Source organism: Marinibactrum halimedae, assembly GCF_021234875.1.
GTDB lineage: Bacteria > Pseudomonadota > Gammaproteobacteria > Pseudomonadales > Cellvibrionaceae > Marinibactrum > Marinibactrum halimedae.
Window position 1 is genome coordinate 48,337 of record NZ_JAJQVM010000018.1, and the last position, 26,803, is coordinate 75,139.

Genomic DNA, 26,803 nt, shown 5'->3' on the forward strand with positions numbered 1-26,803 from the left:
TACGCTCAAAATGTCCATATAAAAAGGCTAAGTTTTGACCTCTCTCCCGCAGCTCCCTATTTCTGATGTCCTCACTTCAATTGAGGCGTTTTTATCCGGTGGTGATGAATTGGTACTGGAAGCGCCGCCCGGTGCCGGCAAAACCACCATTGTACCTTTATCACTTTTAGGGGCTTCGTGGTTAAACAATCAAAAAATTGTGGTACTCGAACCAAGGCGTCTAGCGGCGAAAGTCGCGGCAGAGCGTATGGCGGATATTCTTGGAGAGTCGGTCGGGCAAACGGTGGGTTATCGGGTGCGTTTTGAGAGCAAGGTTAGCCAGAAGACAAAAATTGAAGTGGTCACCGAAGGGATTCTAATTCGGCAATTGCAAGATGACCCTGCACTCAGTGGTGTCGGTGTCGTGATCTTTGATGAGTTTCATGAGCGCAGCGTGGATGCCGATTTGGCATTGGCGCTGAGTCTTCAAGGACGCGATTTATTTGGCGATGTGCGGGAGGTGCCGTTAAAAATAGTGGTGATGTCTGCCACATTAAATGGTCAGGCGGTGAGTCAATTATTGAGTGAGGCAAGTGGCCAGTTGGTACCTGTGGTGACCAGTGAAGGGCGCGCTTTTCCCGTTGATGTGCAGTATTGCGGGGCGTATGAGTTTGGGGAGGATATTCGACCCAAGGTTGAACGTGCTGTCAATCAGGCTATTGCTCAGGATAGCGGCAGTATTTTGGTTTTTTTACCCGGCGTTGGAGAAATTCGTTCCATCGCGGAGCGTTTAGAAGACGCATTTTCAAAAGAGGCCGGTATTGTTGTTTGCCCGCTCTACGGGGATCTTACTTTGGCTGCACAGCACGCGGCCATTCGGCCAGCTCCGGAGGGGGTACGAAAAATTGTTTTGGCCACCAATATTGCTGAAACCAGCTTGACCATTGAAGGTGTTCGAGTCGTTATTGACGGCGGTTTGGTGCGGTATGCCGAATTTGATCCGGTCAGTGGTGTGAATAGATTGGTCACCGGACGCGTTTCGCGGGCAGAGGCCGAGCAGCGTGCTGGTCGTGCTGGGCGAATGGAGCCCGGTGTGTGTTACCGTCTTTGGTCGAAATCTCAGCACGACAGTTTGGCCGAACAGCCCTGTCCTGAAATTTTACAATCAGATTTAGCACCGCTGGCAATACAGCTTGCCCGTTGGGGAGTGAGTGACCCCAGTGAGCTTCTTTGGTTGGACCCGCCGGCAACAGGGGCTTGGCAGCAAGCTTGTGAACTGCTGAAAACGTTGGATGTGCTCAAACCGGCGGGCTTTCAGTTGAGCACGTATGGTGAGTGTTTATCTTCGTTTCCATTGCACCCTCGGCAGGCTCATTTGCTGGCTATGTCGCATTTGTCTGGTCATGGTGAATTGGGTGTGGCGCTGGCGGCGTTGCTTGAGTCGGGTGATCGACTTCCTTCTGGCCAAGCGGATTTGGCATCCTCTGTTTTTGGTTTAATGGGGCAGGGGGAAGAAAAAGGCGGGAAACGTTTCGGCAGCGTGCAGTCTCGTAAAATGCACCAACAGTTGGATCGATTGCGTCACCGGCGGCTGTCTGCCGAAAAGATTGTTAAGACCGATGTACCGTTATTGAGCGCGTTTGAAAAGAATGCTTCTGATGATGATGCACTGGGTGTGTTATTGGCCTTGGCTTACCCTGATCGAATTGCCCAGCGACGGAATACTTCCGGTGAAGGGGCCAGTTATAAGCTCAGTAATGGTCGTGGTGTGAGGCTTAAAAAGGACGATCGACTGAGTCGCAATCATTATTTGGTGGTGGCTGAGTTGGGCGGAGGACAATCTTATCGTTCCCCTGGGCGTGACGCTCTGGTCTTTGCCGCGATACCATTGAGTGAGAGTGTTTTTCAAACAGCCTTATCTCACTTAGTCAAAGAGAAAACCGATGCCTATTGGGATACCCATAAACAACGCTTTTGTGCCCAGCGGCAGTGGTGTATTGGTGAGTTAGTCATTCGCTCTGAGCCTATTGCAGAGATATCCAATGAAATTCGTCAGTCGGTATTGCTGTCTTTGATTCGAAAAGAAGGGTTATCGATATTAAGTTGGTCTCCGTCGGCGATTCAATGGCGCGCACGGGTGGCCTTATTGAATCATATTGAGCCTGACGGCGCGTGGCCAGATGTGAGTGATAAAGGGCTTCTATCGAGTTTGGAAATATGGTTTGGGTCATCTCTGACTGCCGTTAGTACGCTTAATCAATTAAAAGACATCGACCTTCTTCCTTTACTAAAAACGTTATTGCCTTGGCCTTTGCCGCAACAGTTGGACGACCAATTGCCTGCTCAATTATCGGTGCCTTCTGGTCGGAGTCATACAATCGATTACACACAATCACCTCCGGTATTGGCAGTTCGAATGCAAGAAATGTTTGGATGCGCAAACACCCCCAGTGTGGCGGGCGGTCGGATTCCGCTGATGCTGCATTTGCTCTCGCCGGCCCAGCGACCGTTGCAGGTCACCCAGGATTTGTCGGGATTTTGGGGGGGTGTTTACCGTGAGGTGGCAAAGGAAATGCGTGGTCGTTATCCTAAACATTATTGGCCAGATAATCCGTTGGAATCGGAAGCGACCGCTCGGGCAAAGCCGCGAAAATAATCGCCTTATTTTTCAACTATTCTCTAGGCTTTCGTATGGAAGCCATTCAATTTGAATCGCCTTTCTTAAAGCGGCTTATCCCTGTACCCTCACTGGCGCCTGAGTTACAATCCGCGCCTATTTTTGCCGGGTTTTCAGGGCATTGATGACTAAAATAAACCTGTTTTTGCGGTTATTTTGATCGATTCAGAAAACGTTCGGCAAGGATGTTATGTGTTATGGCACAGACTTAAATAAGATTCAGTCAAAAAGGTTAATCAATCGATTATGGAAGTGGCTCCTTATCAAAATACATTAAAAGACCTGAAAGAGCGCACGGACGTTCTTAGGGGGTATCTTTGACTACGCTCATAAAAAAGAGCGTTTAACCGAAGTCGAGCTAGAACTGGCAGAGCCAGATGTCTGGAATGATCAAGAGCGTGCTCAGGCGTTGGGTCGGGAGCGTTCTTCTCTCGAAGTGGTGGTGAAAACCATCGACAATTTAGATCAAGGTGTTGAAGACGGTCATGAGTTACTGAACATGGCCGTGGAAGAAGATGACGAAGCTTTGTTGGTGGATGTGGATGCGGAATTAAACCAGCTTAAAGCACATCTTGAAAAACTCGAATTTCGTCGCATGTTTTCAGGTGAGATGGATGAAAACAACGCGTATCTTGATATTCAGTCGGGCTCTGGTGGTACAGAAGCGCAAGACTGGGCGGAAATGTTATTGCGCATGTATTTGCGTTGGGGCGCAGATAAAGGCTTTAAAACCACGCTGGAGGAATGCTCTGCGGGGGAAGTGGCAGGTATTAAAAGTGCCACTATTCGTTTTGAAGGCGAATATGCCTTTGGGTGGTTGCGTACCGAAACCGGAGTGCATCGTTTAGTACGAAAATCACCGTTTGATTCGGGCAACCGTCGTCATACCTCTTTCAGTTCCATTTTTGTCTCCCCCGAAATTGATGACAATATCGACATTGAAATTAACAAAGCGGACATTCGTGAAGACACTTATCGAGCCTCCGGTGCGGGTGGTCAGCACGTTAACAAAACCGATTCTGCGGTGCGTTTAACCCACGAACCTACCGGTATTGTTGTATCGTGTCAGAGTGAGCGTTCTCAGCATCAAAACCGTGATAAAGCGTGGAAAATGTTACGGGCAAAAATGTACGAACAAGAAATGCTAAAACGCAATGCTGAAAAGCAAGCCATGGAAGACAGTAAATCAGACATTGGTTGGGGGAGTCAGATTCGCTCTTATGTTCTGGACGACCAGCGAATTAAAGATTTGCGCACCAGCGTGCAAACCAGCAACTGTCAAGCAGTACTCGACGGTGACTTAGATATGTTTATCGAAGCGAGCCTAAAAGCCGGCGTGTAACGTGTCAACGTTACCGCGCTACCTAATATTATTTATTCAATGAATTTTGGATTGTTATGACTGACAAGCAAACGCCTTCTTCGACCAATGTCGATAAAAATAAAGTTGATGAAAACAAAAACGATGAAAATAAATTAATTGCAGAACGCCGAGCAAAACTTTCCGCTTTACGTGAATCGGACGACGTTGTGTTCCCAAATGATTTTCGTCCAGAAAATAAAGCACAAGTGCTGCAATTAGAATTTGGTGAAAAATCCAAAGAAGTATTGGAAACGGAAGCCAATGTGGTCAGTGTTGCCGGTCGTGTGATTCGTTCGCGCGGTGCGTTTATGGTATTGCAGGATGGCTCTGGCACTATTCAACTTTACGTCACAAAAGCGGCTCGCCCTTTTGCCAAAAGTTTGGATTTAGGTGACATTATTGGTGTGAAAGGCGTGTTGCATAAATCCGGCAAGGGTGATTTATACGTGAATTTGGATGAGTATCAATTACTCACTAAATCGTTGCGTCCTCTGCCGGATAAATTTCATGGCCTTGCTGATCAAGAGTTGCGTTACCGTCAGCGTTATGTGGATTTAATCGCGAATCCTGAAGTGCGTGATACGTTTGTCAAACGCACTCAGATTGTGAATTTTATTCGTCAGTATTTAAATGAAAAAGCGTTTTTAGAAGTAGAAACGCCCATGCTTCAGGCTATTCCTGGGGGGGCAACGGCACGTCCTTTTGTGACTCATCATAATGCTTTAGACATTGATATGTTTTTGCGTATTGCCCCAGAACTGTATTTAAAGCGTTTGGTGGTGGGTGGCTTTGAACGAGTGTATGAAATTAATCGTAATTTCCGAAATGAAGGGCTTTCAACTCGCCATAATCCAGAATTCACCATGCTGGAATTCTATCAGGCGTATGCGGATTATCATGACCTGATGGATTTGACCGAAGATATGTTGCGCCAACTTACCGAGCAGGTATTAGGTAGCACGACAGTGGTCAATACGGTAAAAAATGCAGATGGTGAAGTGGTCGAGCAAAAAGAATATGACTTTGCCAAGCCATTTAACCGCATCAGCGTTTTTGATTCTATCTTGCACTTTAACGAGGATTTATCTGCCGATCAGATCAATAATATTGAGTCGGCCAAAGCAGTTGCAGAAAGGCTGGGTATACCTGTAAAAGATATCTGGGGCTTAGGTAAGTTACAGATTGAAATTTTCGAAAAAACCGTTGAGCATCGTTTGGATGAGCCGACGTTTATCACTGAATATCCAGCAGAAGTTTCTCCATTGGCTCGACGTAATGACGAGAATCCTTTTGTGACCGACCGCTTTGAATTTTTCGTCGGTGGACGTGAAATTGCTAATGGGTTCTCGGAGTTGAATGACGCTGAAGATCAGGCTGATCGCTTTAAAGCACAAGTGGCAGAAAAAGACGCCGGTGATGATGAGGCCATGCATTACGATGCGGACTATGTTCGTGCATTGGAATATGGATTACCGCCAACCGCCGGTGAGGGAATTGGTATTGATCGATTGGTCATGCTGTTGACGGATTCGCCGTCTATTCGCGATGTTTTGCTTTTCCCGGCAATGCGTCCGAGTGTGGATCAAAAATAAGATGACACAATTTATCCATTCTCACCGCTTGTCTGGTTGAAATGCGCGTGTGTTTTGAATAATGGTTAATCGTTCACCCCTGTTGATTGAATTACTTTGTGAATTGGATTGATGGGGGCATTTCCTGCCGCAGTTATGCCCATCTATGTCCATCAATAAGGGAAAATGCGCATTTCTCATTTTGTCCTCTCATACCATTTTTTCATCGAAACACACATTGACCATCATTTTTTAATTTTTGTGGTGTTTTTTAGCGCGTTATCGTCTATAAGAATATAAAATTTATTGTATTTTTTTTGTATTCAGTCTGTGTAAACGTTTTCAATTTGATTTTTATTGAATTATTTTTGTATTGTCGTGAAATTCATTTTATTAGCGCAGATCAGGGCTTCGATTTTCAAGTGAATTTTGGCATAGTGGACTGCCACCCAAAATGAGTAGAAAGTGACTTTGCTGGGCACGTAGTTTCTCATTAGCAGAAGGTTGATTACCTGATTGCAGATTAACGTTGTTGCATCGTTAGGTTGTTACATCGTTTAGGTTGTTACATCATTTAGGTTGTTACATCATTAAGAGTGCACTCAGCAGTGGTTATTTTGCTTCATTATGGTGTGGTGTTCTTACGTAAAACAGGCGTAGTGTAGTAAAGGCGTAGTAGTAAAGGCATTGATCATAAAGATGCCCAATAAAATAATTGAAAAGCAAATATATAATCGATACAGGCTGATGGTGTGCGCGTGTGAGTAGTCTGCTTTCGCAAAGGAGATTCTTTCAAGAGAGCTGCTTTTGCAGAGGTGGTCTAGGTAGGTTAGTAATAATGCGCGAGTAACCGAAAATTTCTGTCACAAATCTCAAGGATGATGAAATAGACCGGATGTCTATGTGTGCAGTCGGTACCGGGGTTTATCAACGCCATTTTTCTGTGGCGCTCCAACACATGCCTAACAGCTTTTGATCCTCGTTCCTTAACGCGGCTGATGGTGTTTATTCGCTCATTAAAGCCGCTATAAGACGACATGACTTAGGTCTTTGGAGGCGCAAATGCTACTAAAAATTAAAAAAACGGGTCTTTTGGTTGAAGTTAGTGACCTTCTTGTACTAACTGATCCGCGTTGTAGTGTGGTAACCGCTAAAACACTGCGGGGTTACAATGAGGCAAAGCCCACGACGCTAGAAAAAGAGGAGCTGGTGTTTGTCTCTGGAGAGTCATTACCTGGTTGTTGGTTCCGTTTTCAAGCGGCCCATTATCGATCAGAGGCAGAACGGGAGAGCGCGTAGTGGTTTTGGTGTTGTAAAGCCGTTGATGTAACTGTGTTGTAAAGTATTTTGTTATCTGTTGTAAATGAATGTTTGACGTTAGCAGGTTGAAGAACCATCCTGCTAACGGCCTCTCGATGAAATCGTTCACATGCCTTGCTGTATACTTTATTCCCTTCCTTAATGATTTTTTAAATAAGTCAAATCTTTCTTTGTCGTCAATAACTTTATTGTTTTTTCTTTTTGCATGGCGTTGTGCCAACCTGTTGTCTATGACGAAGTCAAACTGTTGCACTTGCTACGATTGGCTATACTCAGTTTGACGATACTGAGAGTGGCCTTGGTAAGTAGGTGACACTCGGTATTGTGAACTACCGCAGTGGAGGTAGCACCAAACCGTCTTTAAAGAGGTGCGCTTTATGCTAATGATGTTGAAAGAAGATGCGGGATTGGTTGAGGTGGAGTCTATTCGCCAACTATCTGATCCGTATTCCGATTATGTAATGGCTTCTAAACTCCGGGGTGAGGAGCAACAAGAGCCAGAACCTGTTCCTAAAAAGTCGCTGGTATTTGTTTCCGGTGAGCGTCTTCCTGCATGCTGGGTAAACGTCAACTATCGAGAACACTCCTATGGGAGCCGTTTTAAATTGGTGAGCGAGCGTAACGGGGGGTTTGTATATTACGGGAGTTGATGCGGGTTGTTCGTATTGTATAAATGCTTACAGAAAAAGTGGTTATAAATGGGTTGCAGTGATCTTTTCAAACAAGGCCGGCTTGGTGGAATCGAACGGTGTCATGTCTATCAAGTCGAGCCCAACATGGAATTCCCTTTCTTAAATCATCCTTTCTTACAGTACCTTTTCTTAAAATATTCTCCACAAGGGTATACATCTTAGGTCTATACGCTATCTAAATTCTGGTTTTATGGCCTAACGCTCGAAAACTTTTTGCAGACTCTTTACCATAGTGTTGTCTATTGAATGAATAACGTATGCAAAATGCGTTGATTGGAAAAGCGCCTTATAACAAAGAGAAGTACTTTGAATACACGATCCGTTGATTTACACCCATCTTGGTTTGCGCAATTGGAGCCAGAGTTTCACCAACCTTATATGAGCCAACTTAGGGCTTTTTTGCAGCAGGAAAAGTCAGCCGGTAAGATAATTTACCCGCCAGGCAAAGAAATGTTCAATGCCTTAAATAGTACGACTTTTGATTCGGTGAAAGTGGTGATGTTAGGCCAAGACCCTTATCACGGGCCTAATCAAGCCCATGGCTTGAGTTTTTCCGTCAAGCCTGGCGTTAGAATACCGCCTTCTTTGTTGAATATTTATAAAGAAATCGAGCGAGATCTGGGGATTCCCATACCCAACCATGGTTACTTACAAAGCTGGGCAGAACAAGGCGTGTTGTTGTTAAACGCGACACTGAGTGTTCAGGCGGGAGTGGCAGGTTCTCACCAGAATCAAGGCTGGGAGGTGTTTACTGATAAGGTGATTTCGCTGCTCAGTGAAAAAAGAGAGGGGTTGGTATTCTTGCTGTGGGGTAGCTATGCCCAAAAGAAAGGCCGTGTGATTGATTCAAATAAACATTGTGTCTTGAAGTCACCGCACCCTTCTCCTTTGTCTGCCCATCGTGGTTTTATGGGGTGTGGTCACTTTTCAATAACAAACGACTATCTATCTCGTCGTAATGAGACTCCCATTGACTGGTCGATCCCGCCGCTTTCTTAGTGGTATTACCCTCTTCTGGAAGGTGGAAATCACCATAAACAGAAGGCAAAACCACTACAGGTCAGTGAAGTCGTTTATGGCGCAAGTAATTGCATAGCGGCTTCCATTTCTTCGCTTAAGTCTTCCCCTTCTGATGAGTCCATATCTGGGTCTAGCCCTAGCCGATAAAAGGCCGTGACTTTTTCACAATTTATTTTTGCCATCGGGTGATTGCTGCCCATATAGCTTTGCAGCATGGCCACCGTGACAATGTCCGCGTAGTCAGCTTCTTTCGTGTCCCGAGCAAAATTCAAATGGTCTGTTGGTACATTGCAAATTTCGGGTGGAAACTCCCAGGTTTTTAAGATTTTTGCTCCGAGTGCAGGGCCGAGCTGATCTATGACTGTATCCAGTGTAATGCTGTCTTTCAGTAATGATGGGTGTTCTTCGGCAAAGGTGAGAATAGGTAAGGTCCCAATACGGTGGACAAGGCCCGCTAAAGTGGCTTTGTCGGGTTGCAAGGTGGTTCGGTGTTTGCACATCACGTGACAGATGCCCGCAATTTCGCTGGAGCGACTCCACACTTCCCGCATACGGCTGTCGACCAAATCCGATGTGGCTTGGAACATTTGCTCCATGGCAAGGCCGGTGGCAATGTTGCAGGTGTACTGCATACCCAGTCGCATTAAGGCCATTTTTAGGTCTTCAATTTGTCGTGATGCCCGTAAGAGCGGGCTGTTAGCGACTTTAATGATCCGGGCGGCAATGGCGGCATCGTTAGAGATCACATCGGCCAGTTGGTCCAGGTTGGCTTCAGGGTCTTCTGCGACTTCTCGAACGCGCAACGCCACCTCCGGCAGGGTTGGTAAGACGAGTTCATCATTACGGATGGCGTTGAGAATGTCTTGGCGTACTTTATCAATGATTTGACTCATTCGTATCCCCGGTTGGGTTTATTCGACGGTTATAGTTCATACGTTGTTTATAGTATAGGGAAGAGATCCTAGTGTGAGCGGCGTATTTGGTAAGTCTTGCAGTGAAAATTGAACGTCATGTGTAGGTTGGTTCATTTTATGAACGCTATCTGAGTGAATGCTTGCCAATAAGTCGATGGAGCCATCGGGCAGAGAGGCGCTATTGATAACCACACCCACGTTTTTATTGTGCTGATCTTCGGTAGCGAAAACGGGGGTATTGACCGGAATGTGATTTGCGGGCGATGCTAAAGCCGCTGGGTATTCTGACAGTATGAATCGAAAGAGTCTCTTTTTTTGCTTGCCTTTGTAGTTCATTCTGGCAACCACCTCTTGTCCTGTATAGCAACCTTTGGTGAAACTAACGGCTTCGATGAGGTCAAAATTCAGCACTTCGGGTGTGAATAATCCAGAGGTCTCTTCTTCAACCTGTGCGTGCCCCTGTTGAATAAAAAAGCGTTGCCACTGTGAGGTCACACCCGGTAAAGCGCCAGCACCTTTCAGTGTGTTCCAAATTACCTCTGCGATATCTTCAGTCACCCAAACTTCAGCGGCACAGTCGTTCAGTGCCACAACCATTGCCTTTTCATGAGGGTGGTACACCGCCAAGGATTGCCATTGCTCAATCCCAAAAGCGGCTTTGACAAGATTGACGGTGTCTTTGCCAATAAGCCCAACCCCAATAAAACCGGAGTTTATGGAGGACTCTGCTTTTGAAAAAATCATGTATTTCTTAAGCGAAGACATCAGAAGCGACTGTGTACTGTGGTGCGTTCTTAACAGGATGCGTTGCTCAGTACTTTCGTTGGTTTGTTCGATGGCAAGAAAGTCACTGATAATTTTTCCTTGGTGTGTGCAATGGCAACCACGTAGGGCGCGATCCGGTGACAGGTTTTGTATATCGCAAGTCACTTGTCCTTGTAGAAATGTTTTCGTATCCGGCCCCTCTATGACAGAAAGTGTGAGATGTGTAAGGGGAATGAGATAAGTAAGGTGACTATCAGTGGCAGGTTTATTCACTGGCTGTGGCAGGCCGGCATAATCTATGGCCTCTTGGCCCGACCAGACGATTGACTCTTGCTCAGTAAGAAAGGATTTCCATTGGCTCATGGTGATTCTTTAGGGGTAGTGGTGGTATTAATATTAACGGATTGTTTTGTATTTACCGTTACGCCAAATGCGAAATGTGGGTATGTCTTTGGCGATATTCAACTGCAAATACCTAAATTTCGTTAACGTATGAGTGCATGACTTGATGAGATGATACGGCTGATTCGGTAGAGAAGGTTAAACAAAAAAACCTCCAGATCATGTGGAGGCTTTTTTGTTCTTCATAGCGATAAGGGCAAGCGATACGATATTAAGTATTAACCTTAAATCAACTGCTAGCCGGTTGAGCCTGATTAAGCCCTAAATCGTTTTTTTTAGACGTTTTTGTTTCAGATTCGCCTTTCTCGATAAGAGCCGATGCGGCTCGAATGGCTTCGGCGCGAGTGGGCTGACACTGCTCAGGCTTGAGACCATTGAGCACCCCCAGACCTGTCAGTACTTCTATGATCTCTTCGTTCATGCCGGAGAGAAAGACCGTGCGACCACTGGCGCTGGCGTCGTGGGCAATGGTTTCTACTGCTCGCGCGGCAGATACATCCACAAATGGAACACGCTCGAAGTTTAAAATGACCGCAGATGTACCATTTTTGACTTGCTCTCGTACATGATGACCAAGGTCCGCCGCTGCACCGAAACTTAAAGGTCCGCCAAAGTCAAATAGACGAACTCTTGGGCCTAAGTGATCCAATGTGGTTTTTTCTTCTTCGGAAAGGGGCAAGTCGGGCAGATTTTTGATGGCTTCCAACTGCAGAGTTGCTACTTGTTTTACATAGGCTAAAGCGGCAAGCACTACACCAATCGCCACTGCGGTAATCAGGTCAACGAATACGGTAAAACCGAGTACCAATGCCATGAGCGCTAAATCCCAGCGTGGGCCACGATGCGCTTTGGATAGGTAGTTCCAATCGACAATATCCAAACCCACTTTCACTAAGATACCTGCCAGCACGGCATGAGGAATCTGTGCGGCTAAGGGGCTCAAGCCCAAGACAACCGCTAAGAGTAACAATGCGTGAACCATGCCTGAAATACGCTCACGACCGCCGGAGCGAATGTTAACCACAGTACGCATGGTTGCGCCTGCACCAGCAATACCACCGATTAACCCCGAGACAGTATTACCAATGCCTTGACCGATTAATTCTCGGTTGCTGTCATGACGGGTGCGCGTCATGTTATCGGCCACTAACGAGGTTAACAGGCTATCAATGGAGCCTAATACAGCCAAGATGACGGCAGCTTCCAAAACCAACCAAATGGTTTCTTGATTAAACACTGGCATGTGCAAATCAGGTAAGCCAGTAGGAATTTCACCTAACTTGGGAAGCCCCTCCAGCGTTAAGCCCACCAGTGTTCCGATAATTAAAGCAGCTAAAGCACCTGGAACATATTTGCCAAGGTTGGATGGCCATTTGTATGCAATAACTAAAGTACCGATACCGAGAATTAACGCGGTGAAGTTGATGCTGGCCAATGCGGTAGGAAGGTAGCCTAAAGCGCCTAGAGTGCCACCGGGAGGTTCATGACCCAGTAGGCGTCCCAGTTGCAGGATGATAATGATGACCCCAATCCCTGTCATGAAACCGGATACCACTGGGTAAGGGACAAGGCGGATATACTGGCCAACACCCAACACACCAAAAGCAACCTGGATTAAGCCCGCCAATATTACTGCCGTGAAAACCAGTTCTGCACTTCCGGAGAGACTAGCGAATAAGCCGGCCAGTACCACGACCATCGGCCCGGTTGGACCAGATATTTGAGAGGGAGTACCGCCAAATAAAGCGGCAAAAAATCCTACTGCGATGGCCCCGTAAAGCCCAGCAATGGGGCCAAGACCAGAGGCAACGCCAAGGGCCAAAGCCAAGGGTAGGGCGACGACACCTGCGGTAATACCACCGGTGATGTCTCCACGAAGATTAGAGGTGTCCAATTTGAACATAATAGACCTTTTGAGGTGAAAAACGTCGGATAAATAAGCCCTGAAATCGACACCGAGGCGGTTGCGTAGAATAACCTCGGGGTTTTCTCAGCGCCGTGCTGGCCAATCTCAGACAAGAACCGCCGTTGTTTAGGCAATGATTTGGTTAATATGAATGATTTAAGTAATACACATCGCCCATTTTTCTGTCATTTGGCCAGCGGTGGAGCGCGATTTCTTTTGAATTGGCTGAGATCGATTTGCCAGCGTTACGACAGGTGAACAATTTGCCCAATGATGTTGGTGTGGATAAGTAAGAAATAACACATCAGGGCTTGGCCCGGTTCTTAATACCTTGAACGTTACTTGGGGCTGTGGAAGAGCTTCTCTTTGAAACTTGTCGACGTCTTGAGTGACGTTATCCATAACCAATCCTCGTAAATATCAAGTGGTTTATCAATGATTGAATGTTTTTATTGCACTTAGGAAAATCAATACTGATATAACCGGTACTTTTGAGTCTAATGATAGAAAATATAGAAAAACACACCAATTCCATATAGTTTTTATCTATCAGTTGCCTTTCTCTGTACACACCCTATACACTTACTGTTCGTGCGGGCAAAAATACCGGATAAATTGAATACAGACTCCATAAAGGTCAGCTTTAGCCATGACTCAGAAGCGCCCCTCTTTAAAGCAGTTGATGTATTTTGTGGAACTCGCCAATACCCTGAATTTTCGCAAAGCGGCTGAAAAGCTAGGTGTGAGCCAGCCCACGTTAACGGCGCAAATTTCGGCGTTGGAAGAAACCGTCTCATTGAGCTTGTTTGAGCGATCTCGTACGGGAACCTTTTTATCACCTCAAGGCCGAGCTGTATTGGCGTCCGCTAAACAGCTGGTGACGTCGATGAATCATTTTGAAGAGACAGCGAAAGCACTGGCTGAGGGGCCTGCAACCACCTTTCGAATGGGAGTTCCACCCACATTGGGGCCTTATTTATTGCCCTTTGTATTACCAGATATGCATGCGCGATACGAAAGCTTGAAGTTGTATGTGCGTGAAGAGGCGCCGAGGTCATTAAGCCAAAGCTTGTTGGCTGGTGAGTATGACTTGATCATTTCACCCCTTTCAGCAGATTCTCCTGAGTTATCATCCGTTCCTTTGTTTACAGAGCCCTTAAAGTTTGTCGTACCCACGGACCATCGTTTATCGGGTGAGGATTGGGTTTCCCCGCAAGATATTCGAGGTGAGTCGGTCCTGATCTTAGAAGAGCATCATCACTTTCATGGTCAAGTGCGGGATATCTGTGCGTCGTTAGGCGCGAACGTATTGAGAGATTTTGAAGGCACCAGTTTGGATACCTTACGGCAAATGGTCGTTATGGGTATCGGGGTGACTTTCTTGCCTGGGCTTTACATTCATTCAGAGTTGCACCGCCCAGAAGCGTTGCATGTGTGTGAATTGAAGGGGTTACCTATCATGCGACAACATTCATTAGTGTGGCGTCATGGTTCTCCAGCACGGGTACTGTTTCGAGAATTGGCCATGACCTTGAGGCAAATCATCAAACAACAATTAGGGGATGTGGTCTTGGTCAATTAGGGTGCCGAGACCACTTCATACTATCTATATACTATGCTATTAATTCCAAAAATTGATAATAAAAATGTTACTAAAAGCGTTTAATCGTATCGAATGTGATTGATTTTTATCGGAGCCATCTATTATCACAGGCTCCTTTTTGATTTGAAAACTATCACAACACTTAGTCGGCTTTTTAGTTTCTGTTAATTTCGTTTCTGTTGATGTGAAGACATTCAGTTCTTTTCATCGTCATTCGTATCTTTACGTATTTTCTCTCCCTGTTGCAATTGCTGAAGCAGCACTTGCGTTGGGTGGGGGAGTTGAACGTCGCTGAAGCGTTTCACTTGGCTTCGGCAAGAGTACCCACTGGCCATTAACGCTTGCCCGTGTTCGTCGTCGATGACTCCTTTCCAGCTAAGCTCGTAAATAGCTTTGGAGGTATCTTGATTTTGTGTTTCGTGTCCGTATGTGCCAGCCATACCACAGCAGCCCACAGCAATTTCTTCAAAGGTTTGTCCGAGGTCTTCAAATATCGATTTCCAATGCTTCATGGCCGGGGCTGCATTGGTCTTTTCTGTGCAGTGGCCCAGTAATTTGAAATGCCCTGGGGATAGTCGTGATGATTGTTGTGTTAGGTGGGATGAGTGTGTTGCGAGCCATTCTTGTAATAACGACACTTGTGGAATGGCTCTGTCTGGTAGGGCTTTCGTGTATTCAGATCGGTACGCCAAAGTCATAGAGGGTTCAAGGCCAACCAGTGGTACGCCAGTGGTTGCCAATTCACTTAGCATGTTAACGGTGTTATTGGCGACTTTACGAAATGCCTTTAAAAATCCATGTACGTGAAGAGGTTTTCCGTTGGGCACGTAAGGCGCTATGAGCGGCGTAAACCCGAGTTTTTTGAGTAATGTCAGTGTGTCGAGCACCAATTGAGTTTCGAAATAACTGGTGAAGGCGTCTTGAACAAGGATGACGGCTTTCTGCTTTTGCTCTGGGGTGAGTTTATGGATGTTCTCCGGCACGGCATATAGCACGCCAAGATCATCCAATGACTCTTCTAGAACCATCCCCGTTAAGAGTGGGCTGTCGGTGAGGCCGGTGTATCGAGCAAGCAGTTTTTGCGTCCATTTTGGCTTCATCAGGCCGTTATACAGCCAAGGTGCTTTCACTAAATGGGGCATTAAAAATTCTAAGCTGCCGACAAAGTAATCCTTTAATGGGCGTAGATAGCGACCGTAATACAATTCAAGGAACTTACTGCGAAATTCAGGGACGTCTACTTTGATTGGGCATTGTCCCACGCAGGACTTACAGGCGAGGCAGCCCATCATGGCTTCGTGGACTTCGTGGTTAAAATCATACTGCCCTCGACGTTTTTCTAGGGTATTTTTAATGCGTCTGGGCAAGGTTTTGAGAAAATAGCCCCGTTGCTGCTTCTCACTTTGCTCTATTGGGTCTACCCCTCGCTCTGATAATTGCTTCAGCCATTCGCGTATGAGAGATGCTCGGCCTTTAGGGGTATGGATACGTTGACGCGTGCCTTTCCAACTGGGGCACATGGCATCATTGGGGTTGTAGTTATGGCAGGCGCCGTTGCCATTACAGTACATACCTTCCTTGTAGCCTTCCCAGACGTGAACCGGGATTTTTCGATCTTGCTGCCCGCGAGTGGAAACTTCATCTATTTTGAGTAACGGTATATCTCCGCCTGGTGTGGCAATCTTACCCGGGTTGAGCTGGTTGCGAGGGTCAAAGTGCGCTTTGATGCGCTGTAGTTGAGGATAGAGGTCACCAAAAAATGTCGTGGCGTATTCAGAACGAACGCCTTTGCCATGCTCTCCCCACACTAAGCCGCCGTATTTTGCGGTTAATTGCACTACTTCATCGGTAATTGAGCGAATTAAGGTTTCTTGGTTTGGGTCTTTCATGTCGATGGCTGGCCGTACATGGAGAACGCCAGCATCTACATGTCCAAACATACCGTAAGAGAGTTTGTGAGAGTCCAACAGCGCACGAAATTCAGCAATATAATTGGCCAAGTGTTCCGGTGGAACCGCAGTGTCTTCTACAAATGGAATTGGGCGTGCTTCTCCTTTAGCATTGCCGAGCAAACCAACCGCTTTTTTTCTCATCGCCCAAATGGTTTGGACATCTTTACCCCAAGCCACCGTTTGGCTGTAACTGCGCGCCTCATTTTTTTCTCTTGCGGATGTCAAGGATTCAATCAGTTGGGCAATTTGTGCCTCTAGCTCGCCTTGGTCATCACCACAATATTCCACCAAGTTAATAGCCTCGAGTGCCCTGGTGGGGTCATCTGGGAAAAATTGGCCTACGGTATTCCAAATAATGTCGCTTTGCGCTAGCGCCATAACTTTAGAATCGACGGTTTCGATGGAGGTTGGGCCAGCTTTCATTAACTCGGTGGCATCACGTAAGGCGGCGTCGAAGCTGTCGTAGTTAAGATTAACCAAGGCTGTGTATTTGGGGATGCGTAATAGGTTAACTTTGGCGGTGGCGATAAAACCCAGAGTGCCTTCACTGCCACACAGTATGTTGTTTAGATTGAACCGACCTTGGTCGTCTCTGATATGGGCGAGGTCGTATCCGGTCAAGCAGCGGTTTAATTTTGGAAAAGTGTTCTCAATCGCGTCTTTGTGGTCTTGTTCAATGGCGGCAAGTGTACGATGAATACCACCAATACGACTGGGTTGTTGCGATACATCGTTGAGTTCTTCGTCTGATAAGGGTTTAGACGTCCATTCGGTGCCATCGAGTAAGACGGTGGTGAGTTCAAGAATATGATCTCGCGTTTTCCCGTACACACAGCTACCTTGGCCGGAGGCATCCGTATTGATCATGCCACCCAGTGTGGCGCGGTTACTGGTTGACAATTCAGGCGCAAAAAACAACCCAAAGGGTTTGACGGCGGCATTAAGCTGATCTTTGACGACGCCTGCTTCCACAATGGCCCAGCCTTCTTCTGCATTGATCTCAAGAATGCGGTTCATGTGCTTTGATAGGTCTACTACCAAGCCGTCCGTGAGCGATTGGCCATTGGTGCCGGTACCGCCACCCCGAGGGGAGAGAACGATATCGTGAAATTGTTTCATGCTGACCAGCTCGACCAAGCGAATGAGATCATCGATGCTTTTGGGGTAAATCACCCCTTGGGGTAACACCTGGTAAATAGAGTTGTCTGTGGCCAATACCGTACGATTGGCGTAGTCCGGATTCATGTCACCTTCAAACCCACATGCTTTTAGGGCTTCGATAAAAGCAAGGTAATGTTGTTGAACGGGAGAGGTATGACGAATACTCGGAATCATGGCGGTCTCTATAAAGCTGGATCGAAGAACGTGTATAGCAATCTTTAATACACATTTCGTCACAAAAGTTTGTCATGAACGATTGTTACAAAAATGTCACCGCATTGTACCCATAACGCTTATGAATACCACTGCTATGCTCTACTCCAAGCAACGGTCATTATGGGTGATAAGTATTGCAGTGGGTAACCGGAGTGTATACGTGAGCACGGAATCGGAAGATGTCTTTGATTTCGCCATTATTGGGGGAGGTATCTTGGGGGTATCAACCGCTTGGCAGTTTAAAAAACGTTACCCCAAGTCTCGTATTACCCTCATCGAAAAAGAACCTTCTTTGGCTTGTCACCAAACTGGTCACAATAGCGGCGTGATTCATGCGGGGGTGTACTACCAACCGGGGAGCTTCAAATCTCGCTTTTGCCTGGAGGGGAACCGCGCCACCCGAAACTTTTGCCAAACACAGCATCTGCCTTTTCGTGTGCCGGGTAAGTTGGTTGTGGCCACTGATGATGCCGAGGTGTTGCGCCTGAACCACCTTTTTCAAAACTGTCAGCGTAATGGCTTAGAAGTAGAGCGCTTGGGGGCTCGCGAGCTATCTGCGTTAGAGCCCAATATTCAAGGCGTGGGGGCCATACGAGTCTTTGACTCGGGCATTGCGGATTTCGTTGCTATCACAGGACGTTTGGCAGAATTGCTGCAAGCTATGGGCGGTCAAATTCGCCTTGGGCAACGGGTGGTGGAGGTCAGTGATTGCCTTTTTGGTGAGCACTGGGTGGGAAAACACTTGGTGTTGTGTGATGGGAAGAAGCGTTTTTCCCGGATTCAAGCCAAGTTTGTGGTGGTTTGTGGTGGTTTGGCGGCAGATCGGTTAGTGAAAATGGATGGTGCCAAACTCGATAATCTGAACGATGGTGTTGGCGTTACTTCCTTTCGCGTGGTGCCTTTCCGTGGTGAATATTTCATTTTGAGTGATCGCTGTTGCGAGTTGGTGAATCACTTAATTTACCCGGTGCCGAACCCCAAATTACCATTTCTTGGGGTGCATATTACCCCCCACGTTGATGGTTCGGTGTCGATTGGGCCAAATGCGGTTGTGGGTTGGAAGCGAGAAGGGTATGGCCGTTTTAATGTGAGTTTGCGAGACGCTTGGAGTTTACTGTCTTTTCCAGGTGCGTGGCGGTTGTTGAGTGCGTACCCACGTCCTGCTCTGGACGAATGGATGTCATCGTGGTTTAAGGATGTATTTTTAAGACGGGTGCGTCGCTATTGTCCTTCGCTAACCTTGTCTGATTTGGCGCGTCCACATGTTGGCGTTCGCGCTCAGGCCGTATTTTCCAATGGTCGAATCGTCAATGACTTCCTTTTTGCACGAACGGCTTCGTCTTTACATGTGTGTAATGCGCCATCGCCAGCCGCAACGGCAGCGATACCGATCGGCCAATATCTGGTTGAGGAGGCGGAGAAAATGCTGCGTGGGGTAATTGTGTAGTTGGATAATGGTGTAGTTGGATAATGGTGTGATGAGGTGATCGTGTCGTGGTGCGATTGTTAGCGTTGAGCCCCAATGATGAGCCTTAACATTGGGGTGTCGTGTTAAGGCTCATCTCATCGATTTATTAGGCGGGCTAGGGCGGCCCAGTATACAAAGGCTGTCGCCCTTGGTTGGCAGTTTAGTTGTCTTCAGACTCTTTTAAAAAGCCATTTTCTCTCAGTCGTTGATGCAGAAAGTCGCCTGCGGTGATGGGCTCATGTTTTGGGGGTTCTCCCTTCAAGCACTGAGGCAAGCTTACCAGCGAGGCACTGTTGTGGGGGTGTACAAAAAATGGCATGGAGTAACGAGCCTGTGACAAGTCTTTCGGATTGACTACCCGGTGTACCGTAGAAGGAAGTTGCTCGTTGGTGAGCCTTGCCATCATATCGCCGGTGTCCACGACGATTTCATCTGGAGCATTATTGATGGGTAACCATTCTCCGTTTTTATCCAATAGCTCTAAACCCTCAGAACTGGCACCGATGAGAAGGGTAATCAAGTTAATATCTGCATGGGGGGCGGCGCGCATGGCTCCAGTGGGGGCGCCATTTTCTACTGGAGGGTAGTGAATCAGGCGCATGACGGTATTGCCGTCGTGGGTAAGCTGTTTAAAAAAACCGTCTTCGACATTCAGTCCTTTGCCAATAGCGGCCAGTAAGATTTGAGAGACTCGATCCAATTCGGCATAAAGGGAAGACAGCGCAGGCTGAAAGCTGGGTAACGATGTTGGCCAAAAATTTTTCGGATATTCGTTCAAGTAGGGGCTGTCTTCTGAAAGCTCAGGACCAATATGCCAGTACTCTTTGAGGTCGCCAATGGGGTTGTCTTTGGCATGCTCGCGACCAAACGCGGTATAACCTCGTTGGCTGCTTTCAATGGAGTATTGGAGCTTTTCGGTTTCATCCAATTCGAATAAGGCTTTCGATTGTTGATAGGCCTTATCCAGCAAAGAGGGTTGAATGCCATGATTTTTAATGACCACAAAACCAAAGGTTTCAAGGCCTTTCATTAATGCTTGTATAAACGAAGATTGGCTTTCTGAACCCCATTGAGAAAGGTCAAGAGTAGGTACGCCGTAGGAGTCTGTCATGATGAAATTCAGCTTGCGGTAGTGTGTTAAGGGTTGTGTATTAAGGGTTTTTATCGATAACGCTCTGTAGTGGCGCTTTTCTGTCTGTTTTTAGCAGTGACTTTGTTTAAGAGCTTGTATTTAAGAGAGCGTATTTAAGGGATTATAGCGCTTGAATACGTCCGGGATGAGCTTACGGGTTTAAACCGCAGCCCTTCAAAATCACATGAACTAAACAATTGGTAATTCGCTCGATATCATCCCGCTCATATTCGGCACGATTCATCAAGGTCAATACTTGGGTCTCGAAGTCAGCGTAGTGTTGCGTCGTAGACCAAATCATAAAAATAAGATGTACAGGATCGATTGGGTCCATTTTTCCTGCGGCAATCCAGGCATCAAACACTTTCGTTTTGGAGCGAACCCATTGGCGCATGTCTGAGCGAATGTATTCGCGGATATGAGGCGCCCCTTGGATGATTTCCATGGCAAAGAGTTTGGATGAGCGTGGGTGCAAATACGAGAGCTCGACTTTTTTACGAATGACGTTACGCAGGACCTCAGCGGGATCATCGTCGGCAGTAATGTCTTCCAGAGAATCGTTCCAAAGATCAATGATGTTGGACAAGACAGCACTGTAGAGATTCGACTTATTTTTAAAATAATAGTGGATGTTCGCTTTAGGTAGCCCGGCGCGATCAGCAATGGCCTGTACGCTGGTGCCTTTAAATCCGTGTAACACAAATTCTTGTTCTGCAGCTTCTAAAATGAGCTCTTCATTGCGCTCGCGAATCTTTCCCGGTTTATATTTTTTTACGGCGACATTCATTGTGATATTTCATTGTCCTGTTTGAGTGTGGCCAGAAGTGAGGTTTCTGGCCTGCCAGCAATTCAATGGCTTTTTTATTGTCTCAGACTTCTTGTTTCAGATTCATTCAGTAAAAACAATGGTCTGATACACCCTGCATAGAAAAGGTGCGCTTGTCTGGCTCTGAATTTATTTCAGATCCAGCGCGTAGCGCAACACAAAGATTGCCGCTAATGCGTAAGTAATCGGCGTCACTTGTTTGTGCTTTCCTGTGCCTAGCATTATGCCTACGTAGACAATGAATCCCAAGGCGATGCCTTCAGAAATGCTAAAGGTTAGTGGCATTGCAATCAGTGCCACAACAGCGGTTGCCATGGAGGCAAGGTCGTCGAAGTCAATCTGGCGAATGGAATCCATCATTAAAATACCCACCATCACCAGTGCTGGGGTGGTAGCCATCATTGGGATGACTTTCATGAGTGGGGTTAGGAAAAGCGCTAACAAAAAGCACACGCCAGTAACTGCGGCGGTAAGGCCTGTGCGACCGCCAGCAGAAATACCTGCGGCAGATTCAACGTATGAGGTTACCGGAGAGGTTCCGAGTGCAGCACCAACGACACTGGCTCCTGCATCAGCAGTCATTGCACCGCCCATTTTCGGTAGCTTTCCTTCCTTATCCAGCAAGCCCGCGCGGCGAGATACTCCAATCAGAGTGCCAATGGTGTCGAACATATTCACAAATACCATGGCAAAGACGATATCCCACGTATCAGCAAAATGAGTAATGGGGTACATCAAATCCATGGCAAAAAGCGTATCGGAAATACCTTGTGGCAAGCCGATAATGGCATCGGGCGTAGGGGTCAGAGTGCCTTCACCATGAGGGATAAATAAGCCAATGAGCGTTAATGCAAGAACAGAGAAAACAATTGCCGCAGTGACTTTGCGAATGACTAAAATAATAGTGAGGATTATGCCAAATAAGGCGAGCAGCGCAGCGGGATTAGACAGGTCACCTAGTTGTACAAAGGTGGCAGGGTTATCGACCACAAGGCCGGCATTTTTCAGGCCGATAAACGCAATAAATAAACCAATCCCACATTGCACCCCGATTTTTAAGGCATGGGGAATGGCATTGGCAATTTTTGTTCGTACACCCGTAACGGACAACAATAAAAATAAGATGCCGTTCCAAAATACTAAGCCTAAGGCTCCTTGCCAGGGGACTTCACGGGTTAAACAGACGGTAAAGGCAAAGAACGCGTTTAATCCCATACCTGGTGCAAGAGCAATGGGATAGTTCGTAAATAAGGCCATCATGAGTGTGCCAAAGAACGCAGCGAGGGCAGTAACCGTTATGAGGCCGTCAATTGGCATCCCGCTGGCGGACAGAATTCCTGGGTTAACCACCAGGACGTACGACATGGCTGCAAAGGTGGTAAGACCGGCGATAATCTCCGTTTTAACATTGGTTGCGTGGGCATTCAGTTTAAACAGTCGTTCAAGCATAGGTGAATCTCAGTACTGTATTGGACATTTTATAGAAAGAAGTCAGCGGCTTATTTTCTATTCGGGTAGTAAGTGGCCCTATTGGTCAGCTATTAAACATCGCTTTTCTTTAGAGGCTCCTATCCCGAAATGATGCCGCCTCATTTACAAAGGGAGCAACAATAGCGCGATGAATTCAATGTTGCCAGTGATGGTTCAGTTGAAAACGTTACGTTTATAGTAGATAGTAAATTCTGACTATTTGGTTAACTATTTCTGCAAATACCTAGCCAAGTATAGTGAATTCACTAAAATTAGTTTGAATTTAAAAACTTGTCTACTTGGTCAGAAAGTTGCATTATTGGCACAGAATATAGCAACGCATAGACAGTTAATGTTGGCGTAACCAAGCTGCCACACGCTGTTGTTGAGGCGAGAATAACTGTGAATAACGCTGGAAGGTGAGATGTGATTCGTTTTAATTTAAACGGTGAGTGGCGAGAGATTGATGAAATTGAACCATCAATGACCATTTTGCGATATCTTCGCACTAAAGAGGGGCAAATGGGCACCAAGGAAGGGTGTGCCAGTGGTGACTGTGGTGCTTGTACAGTGGTGCTGGCTGAGCAAACCGAGTCTGGTACTTGGATTCATCGAACGGTGAACAGTTGTATTACGCTTCTGGCTTCAGCTCATGGCAAAGTGCTGTATACCAGCGAAGGTCTTCATGTGGGAGATCAGCTGCATCCTGTGCAAGAGGCGATGGTCAAGCATCATGGCTCACAGTGTGGCTTTTGTACGCCTGGTATTGTGATGTCATTGACTGCCGCTTATGAGAATAGGGGTGGGCAACCCCTGTCAGAACCCCAAGTGTTGGATGCCTTATCTGGTAACTTATGCCGTTGTACGGGTTACCGACCGATTGTGGATGCCGCTTTAAGTGCTCATCAACTTTGTTCAGAATCAACAACCTTATCTTTTTTACCCGAAGGCATCGAGCCTCCGGTAAGCGATGCTCTGTTAAGCACCCAGTCTCAAGTTTGTCTTTATCCGCGTACAGAAGCTCGCTTGAAAGAAGCACTGGAGCAGTATCCTGATGCGCGATTTGTCGCCGGTGGAACAGACCTTCTTTTAGAAAAAACCCAGCAAAATCGTGATTTGCCTCAGTTAATTGGCCTGTCTTCGGTGGCGGAGTTAAAACATGCCAAAGTTACCGCTGAGTTGGTCGAGATTGGCAGTGCTGTCACCTACAGCGATGCCGAAAAGTTACTAGAGGATGTGGTTCCGAGTTTTGTCAGTTTGATGCACCGTATTGGTTCGCGCCAAATAAGAAATCAAGGCACGATAGGGGGAAATATTGCCAATGCATCGCCGATTGGGGATACACCTCCGGTGCTGTTGGCGCTAGATGCCGAATTGAATCTTGCCAGTGCTGCTTCCGAGCGCCAAGTTTCCCTCAATGAGTTTTATTTCGATTACAAAAAGACGGTACTGCAATCGGGTGAGTATATTCGCTCGATTCAGTTTTCACCCCCTGAGGCAGATGAATTCTTCACGACTTATAAAGTGTCTAAGCGCTTTGAAGACGATATTTCAGCGGTGTTGGGAGTGATTCGTTGGCGAGTTAAAGAGGGCGTGTTTACGAATGTTCGCATTGCTTATGGCGGTATGGCGGCAGTGCCTCTGCGAATCACTGAGGCGGAAGCGGCTATGGAAGGTAAAAAAGCGGATATGACCACAATAGAGGAGGCGATGTTGGCCGTTGAGCATGCGCTGAGCCCAATGTCAGATGTTCGTGCCAGCAGTTTTTATCGTATGCAGGTGGCTAAAAATTTATTGAGCAAAGCGTGGCTCGAAGCCAGTGAACCACGCCATAGGGTGGGAGTCTGGAATCCCGCCGGTGAGAGACATGTTGAACAGCGTTACCCTAAAGTGGATCAGCAGGGTACCTCTTTAGACGTTGGAGGGGAGGTGTAATCATGCGTAACGTCAGACCTTATGACTCCGAGCAGCCAGCAAAGCTGCGTCGGCGCCCGAAAAAACAGCCTACTAAAAAGCCAGATTGTGGTGCGATTGGTGAAGCCGGGGCACACGAGAGCGCCATTAAACACGTAACGGGGACGGCGCTGTATGTAGATGATATGCCTGAGCCTCCAGGTACATTGCACATGGCAGCAGGTGGCAGTTTGCACGCTCGTGCCAAAATCATTTCGATGGATCTTTCAGCAGTGAAAGCGGCTTCGGGTGTGGTGGATGTTTTCACCCACGAAGATGTTCCGGGTGAGTTAGATGTGGGTCCGGTGTATGCGGGTGATCCTTTATTCGCGGTAAATCAAGTAGAGTTTGTTGGGCAAACGTTATTTACGGTTGTGGCAACCTCTTATGAACTGGCTCAAAAAGCGGTGGCATTGGCGGTGGTGGAGTACGATGTCGAAGCGCCGGTGGTGACGGTGAAAGACGCACTGCAAGCGCAGGAGTTTGTCCTACCGACTCATACCATGCAGAGAGGGAATGCCGCAGCTTCTGTTGCTGGCGCTGCTCATCGCTTGAGTGGTGAAGGCTATATGGCTGGGCAAGAGCACTTTTATTTAGAGGGGCAGATCAGCCTCGTCATTCCCACGGAAGATGGTGGAATGCATGTTCACACCAGCAGTCAGCACCCTACCGAGGTACAAAAATTAGTATCGGAAGTCTTGCACCTGCCGCTACATCAAGTGACGGCAGAGGTGCGTCGTATGGGGGGTGGTTTTGGCGGAAAAGAATCTCAAGCGGCAGCGGTGTCTTGTGCGGCGGCGGTGGCTGCTCATCATTTGCAGTGTCCGGTAAAATTCCGCTTACCTCGTCGTGAAGATATGGAGCGTACCGGTAAACGTCATGATTTTGCGTTCAATTATGATGTTGGCTTTGATGCACAAGGTTGCCTCGAAGGTATTCACATCGAGTTAGCTGGTTTGTGTGGTTACTCACCCGACCTTTCCGAAGGCATTGTCGATCGGGCTATGTTTCATGCCGATAACGGTTATTTCCTGAATCAAGCGAAAGTGACAGGTCATCGCTGTAAAACGAATACCGTGTCGAATACGGCGTTTCGTGGCTTTGGTGGCCCTAAAGGGATGGTGGCGATTGAGTGCGTAATGGACGACATTGCCCGTCACTTGGGCGAAGATCCCCTTACCATTCGTAAACGCAACCTCTATAAACCGGGGAAAGATACTACTCATTACGGTCAGACCATTGAGCAACATATTCTTCCTGATCTGATTGAGCAGTTAGAGCAGAGCAGTGAGTACTGGGAGCGTCGTCAGTCAATACAGGCGTTCAATCGCCAAAATCGTTACGTGAAAAAAGGCTTGGCATTAACCCCGGTGAAATTCGGTATTTCTTTTACCGCAAAGCATTTAAACCAAGCGGGTGCCTTGGTCCACATTTACACCGATGGTTCGATTCTCGTGAATCATGGCGGTACCGAAATGGGGCAAGGTTTATATACCAAAGTTGCTCAAGTGGTGGCCAATGAATTTGGTGTGGACGTGAGTCGTGTCCAAGTGACTTCCACTCGAACCGATAAGATTGGCAATACCTCTCCGACGGCCGCTTCATCTGGCACTGACTTAAATGGTTTGGCGGCTAAAAATGCGTGTGAAACCCTACGCCAAGGTTTGTTGGCATTCGCGTGTGAGCAGTATTCCGTTTCTGAGTCTCAAGTGGTCTTTGCCAACGGTGAAGTACAAGTCGGCCCAACAACCTTACCTTTCGGTGAATTTTGTCGTTTGGCTTATATGAACCGTGTACCACTGATGGCGCATGGTTTCTATAAAACACCGAAAATTCATTACGACCGAGAAAACGCTAACGGTCGACCTTTCTTCTATTTTGCAAATGGTGCGGCGGCGGCTGAGGTGGTTGTCGACTGTTTTACCGGCGAATATCGAGTAGAACGAGTGGATATTCTTCATGACGTGGGTAAATCCATTAATCCATCGTTGGATATTGGCCAAATTGAGGGAGGCTTTATTCAAGGTATGGGGTGGTTAACCACCGAAGAGTTATGTTGGGATGATAAAGGCCGAGTGATGTCGAACAGTCCGGCCAATTATAAGATTCCCACTGCCTTTGATGTGCCTCGCGATTTCCGAGTGGCCATTTATGAAGGTGCCAACAACGAAGATACCGTGTTCAATTCCAAGGCAGTGGGTGAGCCTCCGTTGATGCTGGCGATTGCTGTGTGGGCGGCTTTGCGTGATGCTTGCGCCAGTGTAGCAGACTACAAAATGAGCCCACGTCTTGATCCCCCTGCAACGCCAGAAAGAGTGTTTATGGCGATGCAGGCTGCTCAGCAGTTTGTAGCGTCGACAAAGCTGGCATCGGAAAATCAAGAGAGTGAAGCAATTTATGAAAAGTGAGCTTC

19 protein-coding genes are annotated in these 26,803 nt (G+C 47.0%); 11 read left to right on the forward strand and 8 right to left on the reverse strand.

The genetic code is table 11. The features are described from left to right. Nucleotides 1-34 precede the first annotated feature (34 nt). The 6 genes from hrpB to ung all read left to right on the forward strand — a co-directional run bounded on the left by hrpB (nt 35) and on the right by ung (nt 8,601). On the forward strand, nt 35-2,635 hold the full coding sequence (gene hrpB / locus LU351_RS11615) for an ATP-dependent helicase HrpB (protein ID WP_232594241.1): 2,601 nt from the start codon (nt 35-37) through the stop codon (nt 2,633-2,635). Between the two features lie 267 nt (nt 2,636-2,902). Further along, a protein-coding gene (gene prfB, locus LU351_RS11620) for a peptide chain release factor 2 (protein WP_232594242.1) occupies nt 2,903-3,998 on the forward strand; the annotation gives its coding sequence in 2 pieces (ribosomal slippage) (nt 2,903-2,974 and nt 2,976-3,998; 1,095 coding nt in all). Between the two features lie 56 nt (nt 3,999-4,054). After that, nucleotides 4,055-5,611 (forward strand): lysine--tRNA ligase, encoded by a 1,557-nt coding sequence (lysS, locus tag LU351_RS11625; protein WP_232594243.1) that lies wholly within the window; start codon nt 4,055-4,057, stop codon nt 5,609-5,611. A 1,041-nt stretch (nt 5,612-6,652) separates the two neighbouring features. Beyond that, the gene (locus LU351_RS11630; protein WP_232594244.1) at nt 6,653-6,889 is read left to right on the forward strand and encodes a hypothetical protein; all 237 of its coding nucleotides are present in this window, start codon (nt 6,653-6,655) and stop codon (nt 6,887-6,889) included. A 398-nt stretch (nt 6,890-7,287) separates the two neighbouring features. Next, a complete protein-coding gene (locus LU351_RS11635; protein WP_232594245.1) occupies nt 7,288-7,560 on the forward strand; it encodes a hypothetical protein in 273 nt (90 codons plus the stop codon). A gap of 348 nt (nt 7,561-7,908) precedes the next feature. After that, entirely contained in the window at nt 7,909-8,601 is a 693-nt protein-coding gene (ung, locus tag LU351_RS11640; RefSeq protein ID WP_269783438.1) for a uracil-DNA glycosylase, read from the forward strand. Between the two features lie 74 nt (nt 8,602-8,675). On the opposite strand, the gene LU351_RS11645 is transcribed toward ung, so the two are convergent. Beyond that, nucleotides 8,676-9,515 carry an HDOD domain-containing protein gene (locus tag LU351_RS11645; protein WP_232594246.1) on the reverse strand — a complete coding sequence of 280 codons (840 nt, stop codon included), beginning with the start codon at nt 9,513-9,515 and terminating at the stop codon, nt 8,676-8,678. Nucleotides 9,516-9,551: 36 nt separating this feature from the next. Further along, nucleotides 9,552-10,664, reverse strand: a complete 1,113-nt coding sequence (ygfZ, locus tag LU351_RS11650) for a CAF17-like 4Fe-4S cluster assembly/insertion protein YgfZ (RefSeq protein WP_232594247.1) — start codon at nt 10,662-10,664, stop codon at nt 9,552-9,554. Between ygfZ and LU351_RS20745 the strand changes: the two genes are divergently transcribed. Beyond that, complete coding sequence (locus LU351_RS20745; protein ID WP_269783439.1) at nt 10,656-10,790, forward strand: hypothetical protein; 135 nt, start codon at nt 10,656-10,658, stop codon at nt 10,788-10,790. The two genes, ygfZ and LU351_RS20745, sit on opposite strands and share 9 nt — an antisense overlap. A 142-nt stretch (nt 10,791-10,932) precedes the next feature. Here the strand turns inward: LU351_RS20745 and LU351_RS11655 are convergent, their stop codons facing one another. Continuing rightward, the gene (locus LU351_RS11655; protein WP_232594248.1) at nt 10,933-12,606 is read right to left on the reverse strand and encodes a SulP family inorganic anion transporter; all 1,674 of its coding nucleotides are present in this window, start codon (nt 12,604-12,606) and stop codon (nt 10,933-10,935) included. Between the two features lie 159 nt (nt 12,607-12,765). Beyond that, on the reverse strand, nt 12,766-13,011 hold the full coding sequence (locus LU351_RS11660; protein WP_232594249.1) for a hypothetical protein: 246 nt from the start codon (nt 13,009-13,011) through the stop codon (nt 12,766-12,768). A gap of 247 nt (nt 13,012-13,258) precedes the next feature. Between LU351_RS11660 and LU351_RS11665 the strand changes: the two genes are divergently transcribed. Then, complete coding sequence (locus LU351_RS11665) at nt 13,259-14,191, forward strand: hydrogen peroxide-inducible genes activator (protein WP_232594250.1); 933 nt, start codon at nt 13,259-13,261, stop codon at nt 14,189-14,191. 215 nt (nt 14,192-14,406) lie between these two features. Here the strand turns inward: LU351_RS11665 and ydiJ are convergent, their stop codons facing one another. Next, the gene (ydiJ, locus tag LU351_RS11670; protein ID WP_232594251.1) at nt 14,407-17,499 is read right to left on the reverse strand and encodes a D-2-hydroxyglutarate dehydrogenase YdiJ; all 3,093 of its coding nucleotides are present in this window, start codon (nt 17,497-17,499) and stop codon (nt 14,407-14,409) included. Between the two features lie 202 nt (nt 17,500-17,701). On the opposite strand from ydiJ, the gene lhgO reads away from it, so the two are divergent. Further along, entirely contained in the window at nt 17,702-18,988 is a 1,287-nt protein-coding gene (gene lhgO, locus LU351_RS11675; RefSeq protein ID WP_232594252.1) for an L-2-hydroxyglutarate oxidase, read from the forward strand. 181 nt (nt 18,989-19,169) lie between these two features. Here the strand turns inward: lhgO and LU351_RS11680 are convergent, their stop codons facing one another. The 3 genes from LU351_RS11680 to LU351_RS11690 form a co-directional block, all read right to left on the reverse strand. Then, entirely contained in the window at nt 19,170-20,120 is a 951-nt protein-coding gene (locus tag LU351_RS11680) for an isopenicillin N synthase family dioxygenase (RefSeq protein WP_232594253.1), read from the reverse strand. A 172-nt stretch (nt 20,121-20,292) separates the two neighbouring features. Further along, nucleotides 20,293-20,928 (reverse strand): TetR/AcrR family transcriptional regulator, encoded by a 636-nt coding sequence (locus LU351_RS11685; RefSeq protein WP_232594254.1) that lies wholly within the window; start codon nt 20,926-20,928, stop codon nt 20,293-20,295. A gap of 168 nt (nt 20,929-21,096) precedes the next feature. After that, on the reverse strand, nt 21,097-22,416 hold the full coding sequence (locus tag LU351_RS11690; protein WP_232594255.1) for an NCS2 family permease: 1,320 nt from the start codon (nt 22,414-22,416) through the stop codon (nt 21,097-21,099). A 447-nt stretch (nt 22,417-22,863) separates the two neighbouring features. Between LU351_RS11690 and xdhA the strand changes: the two genes are divergently transcribed. Beyond that, nucleotides 22,864-24,372 (forward strand): xanthine dehydrogenase small subunit, encoded by a 1,509-nt coding sequence (gene xdhA, locus LU351_RS11695; RefSeq protein WP_232594256.1) that lies wholly within the window; start codon nt 22,864-22,866, stop codon nt 24,370-24,372. A gap of 2 nt (nt 24,373-24,374) precedes the next feature. Further along, entirely contained in the window at nt 24,375-26,798 is a 2,424-nt protein-coding gene (gene xdhB / locus LU351_RS11700; protein WP_232594257.1) for a xanthine dehydrogenase molybdopterin binding subunit, read from the forward strand. Nucleotides 26,799-26,803: the final 5 nt, after the last annotated feature.

Coding starts and splice junctions, on each gene's coding strand:
- LU351_RS11655 (WP_232594248.1), bottom strand. CDS start 12,606: ATGTTCAAATTGGACACCTCTAATCTTCGTGGAGACATCACCGGTGGT.
- LU351_RS11685 (WP_232594254.1), bottom strand. CDS start 20,928: ATGAATGTCGCCGTAAAAAAATATAAACCGGGAAAGATTCGCGAGCGC.
- LU351_RS11690 (WP_232594255.1), bottom strand. CDS start 22,416: ATGCTTGAACGACTGTTTAAACTGAATGCCCACGCAACCAATGTTAAA.
- LU351_RS11635 (WP_232594245.1), top strand. CDS start 7,288: ATGCTAATGATGTTGAAAGAAGATGCGGGATTGGTTGAGGTGGAGTCT.
- LU351_RS11630 (WP_232594244.1), top strand. CDS start 6,653: ATGCTACTAAAAATTAAAAAAACGGGTCTTTTGGTTGAAGTTAGTGAC.
- LU351_RS11660 (WP_232594249.1), bottom strand. CDS start 13,011: ATGGATAACGTCACTCAAGACGTCGACAAGTTTCAAAGAGAAGCTCTT.
- LU351_RS11645 (WP_232594246.1), bottom strand. CDS start 9,515: ATGAGTCAAATCATTGATAAAGTACGCCAAGACATTCTCAACGCCATC.
- LU351_RS11680 (WP_232594253.1), bottom strand. CDS start 20,120: ATGACAGACTCCTACGGCGTACCTACTCTTGACCTTTCTCAATGGGGT.
- lysS (WP_232594243.1), top strand. CDS start 4,055: ATGACTGACAAGCAAACGCCTTCTTCGACCAATGTCGATAAAAATAAA.
- ydiJ (WP_232594251.1), bottom strand. CDS start 17,499: ATGATTCCGAGTATTCGTCATACCTCTCCCGTTCAACAACATTACCTT.
- LU351_RS11665 (WP_232594250.1), top strand. CDS start 13,259: ATGACTCAGAAGCGCCCCTCTTTAAAGCAGTTGATGTATTTTGTGGAA.
- ygfZ (WP_232594247.1), bottom strand. CDS start 10,664: ATGAGCCAATGGAAATCCTTTCTTACTGAGCAAGAGTCAATCGTCTGG.
- xdhB (WP_232594257.1), top strand. CDS start 24,375: ATGCGTAACGTCAGACCTTATGACTCCGAGCAGCCAGCAAAGCTGCGT.